Below are 4,163 nucleotides of genomic sequence, written 5' to 3'. Positions count from 1 at the left end.
CGGCACGGACTCGCGGGGAGTGGTGTGAAGCCAAATGTGCAAATGAGGCGACCAGGCTGGTCTTGCCCGTCCCGCCCTTACCGCTTACGATCACGAGCTGCTTCATTGCCCCTCCAGCAACTACTGGCTGTCAGTGGCGAGCTGTCGGAGAGTGCCCATCTGGGAGTGATGCGCCAGCAGATCCTGGATGTGCTGGAACATGTTCCAGAACCCCGTGCGGTACTCCGGGTGAATGTCGAGCAGTGCCCGGCCTTGTGCAATTCCCTCGCTAATGGCTCGCTGGAAAGGAATGCGCATCAGGATCGGAAGACCTGCACTCGCGCAGAACGATGCAACGGACTCATCGCCGATCCCGTCGCGATTGATGACTACTCCGGCTGGGATCCCCAACTCGCCGGCGACCTGGGCCGCCAGGCGGAGGTCGTGAAGCCCGAAAGGAGTGGGTTCGGTTACTAGCAACAGGAAATCGGCGCCACGCGCGGTCTCGACGACCGGACATGAGGTGCCTGGTGGCGCATCGAATATGATGACGCTGTGGGATGACGTGGATGGAGGGATGGCCCACTGCTTGAGCCGGCGGATAATGGGGGTTGCCAACGGCTCCCCGGCTTGTAGCATCCCTCGAGCGAAAAAGATGCCGTGGGGTGTAATGCCGGCCTCCACCACGCCGATCGGATGAGGCTGCTCGGATATCGCGTTCTCCGGGCAGATTTGTGCGCAACTGCCGCACCCATGGCAGAGGTGCGGAAAGACCAGCGGAGTAGTGCCCAATACCAGAATGGCGTGATACTGACAGACCTCCGCGCATTTGCCGCACACGGTGCACTTCGAAGCGTCAACCTCCGGCACCAGGATGACGACATCCTCCCGGCGGTCGAATATGGGCCGCAGGTACAGATGGGCATTGGGCCCCTCGACATCACAGTCCAGGAAGGCCACCTGAGGCTGCGATGTCGCTGTAGGTGGTGGTTCGATAAGGCTCAGCGCCAGGCTGACCGCTACCGTGGTCTTGCCAGTCCCGCCTTTGCCGCTGGCAACTGCGATACGAAGCGGCCGTGGTGTGCTAGCGGTATTACTTCCCATGGTGTCCCGGGTTGGTTGCATTGTGTACCTGATGGAGTTGGCCGGCGGAGAGCTGCGAGACAGCTTCCCGAACGGTCAGCGGTGAATTGCACTGGTACATCAGGATGCCGGCGGCAGATAGTGCCGTGGTGGCATTGGGCCCAAAATCACAGCTGATAACGGCCTGCGTGCCGAACTGGCTGAGAAATTGAACCGCTTGCAGGCCGGCGCCGCCGCTGGCGTGTACCGCCGGATTTTCATGGGCCTCCCACTGCATGGTGTCGGTATCCACTAGGATGAAATACGCACTTCGCCCAAACCTTGAATCCATGGGCGCGTCCAGGCTCGGAGCACTAGCTGGGATGGCAATTTTCATGGCTCAGCACCTATTCCTTGATCAATCGCGTTCCACAGTTCGGACAAGTCATGTCCATGCACCGCTGGCCGGCGATGTGCGGGGTCCGGTAGCCGCATTTTGGACAGACACAATATCCACCAGGGCCGGAACCAGGTCGGTTCCCTCCACCTCGGCCCTGTCCACCTCTACCGAGACCGCGACCACCTTGAAACAAGAGTTTACCCGCCATTGTGTACCTCCAATAGAGTAGTGAGAGTTATAGCAGAGCCTCAACAAACAGGTTGTGATTTACTTGCCGCGTCCCCAGCGGTGTCTATGGAGGCCGCGCGGTCTTGTTGCGGCGTTGGATGTGGCATACCGCCTGACTGTGGCACCGCCAGCCGATGTAGTGGCAGGCGTATCAGTGAGCCCAATGCGGGACTCCCTCCAGGCCGCAATAGCCGCGGGCAGGAGGTTCCGCGTCACCCATACTAATGCACTGCCGGCCAGGGGCAGTAGCCGGCCGCGCAGGGTGCTTGTGGGCAGTACCTCCGTTGTCGGCCGGCGGATAACGTGGGCATTGGGCATAGATATCACTGCCGGCACCTCACGGCGTTTCCCTGTCTCATGGTACGCCGGTACTTGCTCGGAAACAATGGCGTCCAACGGACATGCATCCGCGCACGCGCCGCATCCGAGGCATTTCGCCGGGTCAATATTGGCCCGATTATTTTCCATTGAGATGGCCCCGGCGGGACAGACCTCCAAACATTTCTCACAACCGTTGCATCGCATCGGATCGATCCGATACATCTCGCTTCCCCCTATCCCTCTCTACCCCTCTGTCGTATTGCTGTATTGATTATACCAGATTATATGCAAAATGTCAATAGTGACAAAAAACAGATAGCAGTGGGACGTTGTATCGCAAGGGGATTACTTTCAGGGACAAAGTACCGGAAGGCACGGCAGTCTCGGAAAAGCACAAAGGACCAGGCCGGCCCGCACCCGGCCTGGTCCCCGGAATAGAAGCCCGATGATGGTCACTCGCCGGCGCCGTTCAACAGCGCATACTCCAGGCTGTCCGCCAGCGCGATCCAGCTCGCCTCGATAATGTTGGTGGAACTTCCCACCGTGGTCCAGCTTTTCTTGCCGTTGGTGGAGGAGATCAGCACCCGCGTCTGGGCGCCGGTGGCCGCCTCGCCGTCAAGAATGCGCACCTTGTAATCGGTCAGATGCACGTCCGCCAGCTTGGGGAAGAAGGGCAGGAGCGCCTTGCGCACCGCCAGGTCCAGCGCGTTCACCGGACCATTGCCCTCGGCGGCGGTGTGGATGATCTGATCCTTGACCCGCACCTTGACCGTGGCCTCGGCGGACATCCCGCCGTCGCGCCCGCTGGTCACCAGCACATGGAAATCCACCAGCTCAAAGGGGCGCTGGTAGCCCGGCCGCGTGCGGTGGAGCAGTAATTCCACTGAGCCGTCGGCCCCCTCGAACTGGAAGCCCTTGTTCTCCAGCCGCTTGATCTCCTGGAGCACCTGCTCCAACTGCTCTTTGCTGACTTCCCACCCCAGCTTCAGCTCCTGGAGCTTGTGCAGGATGTTGGACTTGCCGGAAAGCTCGGATACGACGATGCGCTGGGTGTTCCCGACCAGTTCCGGGTCAATGTGCTGATAACTCTGGGGGGATTTCAGGAGGGCGTTGACATGGGTGCCGGCCTTATGGGCGAAGGCACTGCGCCCCACATAGGGCATGGTGGGATTGGGCGCCATGTTCGCCAGCTCGAAGACGAAGCGCGATAGGCTGGTCAGGCCGCGCAGTTGCTCGGGGCTGACCACCTGATAGCCGAGCTTGAGCTGGAGATTGGGGATGATGGCGCACAAGTCGGCGTTGCCACAGCGCTCGCCGTAGCCGTTGATAGTGCCCTGCACCTGGGTGACGCCGGCCTGCACTGCCAGCAGGGTGTTCGCCACGGCCAGGCCGGCATCGTTATGCACATGGATGCCCAGCGGCACGCTGGTGGCTTTCTTCACCGCCTCGATGGCTTGGGCCAGTTCCGCCGGCATGGTGCCGCCGTTGGTATCGCACAACACCAGGACGGCCGCGCCGGCATCCGCCGCCGCTTCCAGCGTGCGCAGGGCATAGTCCGGGTCCTCTTTGAAGCCGTCGAAGAAGTGTTCTGCATCGAAGAAGACGATCTTGCCCTTTTCGCGCATATACCGCACGCTGTCGGCGATCATGCGCAGGTTTTCCTCGTAGCTCACGCCCAGCACCTCGCGCACGTGGAGGGCGGAGCTTTTGCCCACCAGCGCCACCGCCGGCGCGAAGCAGTCCACCAGCGCCTGGAGGTTGGGGTCATCCTCCGGGCGGAGGTGGGCGCGCCGGGTGGAGCCGAACGCCGTGATGATGGCATGCTTCGGGGGCGCCTCGCGCATGCGCTCGAAGAAGCCGGCGTCCTTGGGGTTGGAGCCGGGCCATCCCCCCTCGATGTAGTGAATGCCGAACTCGTCCAGCTTACGGGCGATTTTGATCTTGTCATCCAGCGAGAAAGAGATGCCCTCTTGCTGCGCGCCATCTCGCAGGGTCGTATCGTACAATTCCACGCTTCCCATGTTCTCCTCCAGGTTGCCGAAATGGTAGAAACACAAAAGGCGCCCCCGCCGGCGATGTGCCGACGGTGAGAGCGCCTTTGCCAATGACCTCCGCAGGTCCGTAAAATAAAAGCCCACCGGTTGGGAGAACCGGTGGGCTGTGTGATGTCTGG

Annotated in this window: 4 protein-coding genes; all 4 read right to left on the bottom strand. The window is 61.3% G+C overall.

Annotated features, from left to right (window positions below; translation table 11 throughout):
- Positions 1-120: 120 nt before the first annotated feature.
- Complete coding sequence (locus tag H5T60_12185) at positions 121-1,083, bottom strand: ATP-binding protein (GenBank protein ID MBC7243191.1); 963 nt, start codon at positions 1,081-1,083, stop codon at positions 121-123.
- Positions 1,073-1,438: a NifB/NifX family molybdenum-iron cluster-binding protein gene (locus H5T60_12180; GenBank protein MBC7243190.1), complete on the bottom strand. Its 366-nt coding sequence runs from the start codon at positions 1,436-1,438 to the stop codon at positions 1,073-1,075. Before H5T60_12180 ends, H5T60_12185 begins: the two co-directional genes overlap by 11 nt.
- Before the next feature lie 270 nt (positions 1,439-1,708).
- The gene (locus tag H5T60_12175; GenBank protein MBC7243189.1) at positions 1,709-2,212 is read right to left on the bottom strand and encodes a 4Fe-4S binding protein; all 504 of its coding nucleotides are present in this window, start codon (positions 2,210-2,212) and stop codon (positions 1,709-1,711) included.
- 230 nt (positions 2,213-2,442) lie between these two features.
- A complete protein-coding gene (locus H5T60_12170) occupies positions 2,443-4,011 on the bottom strand; it encodes a citramalate synthase (GenBank protein ID MBC7243188.1) in 1,569 nt (522 codons plus the stop codon).
- Positions 4,012-4,163: the final 152 nt, after the last annotated feature.

Source organism: Anaerolineae bacterium, from assembly GCA_014360855.1.
Taxonomy (GTDB): Bacteria; Chloroflexota; Anaerolineae; order JACIWP01; family JACIWP01; genus JACIWP01.
This window is presented reverse-complemented; position numbering and strand designations above follow the sequence as displayed.